This is a genomic window from Natrinema soli, from assembly GCF_028618695.1.
Genome location: NZ_JAQIVI010000684.1, coordinates 1 through 546, shown reverse-complemented (window position 1 = coordinate 546; position 546 = coordinate 1). Strand labels below are relative to the sequence as shown.

Annotated in this window: 1 protein-coding gene; it reads right to left on the bottom strand. The window is 69.6% G+C overall.

The features are described 5' to 3' along the window. The coding region (locus PGX04_RS29990; RefSeq protein WP_273741832.1) for a pyridoxal-phosphate dependent enzyme at positions 1-546 on the bottom strand (546 nt) is incomplete at both ends.

Genomic DNA, 546 nt, shown 5'->3' with positions numbered 1-546 from the left:
GCTCTCGCGGAGCGCCTCGAGGACTCGCGGACTCGCCGCGGGATCGGGAATCTCGAGTTCGCCGCAGATCGTGTCGGGGTGCTCGACCGGGTCGTGCTCGTCGCGGTCGTCGTCGAAGGCCTCGGCGATCGGCGCACAGCCCGACGCCTGGGCGGCGTAGAGAGCGGGCAGATCGTCCGTCAGGCCCAGTTTCCGGAACTCTCGGGTGGCCTTGGCGAGTCCGACGAGCCCGGTACCGGCTCCCGTCGGGTAACAGATCGCGTCGGGAACGTTCCACTCGAGTTGCTCTGCGATCTCGTAGAACAGCGTCTTCGCGCCCTCGTGGCGGTAGGGCGTGTCGAACGATCGGAGGGAGTACCAGTCGTCGTGTTCGGCGAGCGCCTCTTCGAACGCGCCGGCGGCGTCGCCGAACCGGCCGCCGACGACGTTCATGTCGCCGCCGTGGACGTTGACCATCGCCTTGTTCGTGAAGCCCGAGCGGGATGGGAGATACGCGTGCGAGTCGAGCCCCGCACGGCCCGCGTAGGCCGCGACGGCCTGGCCGCC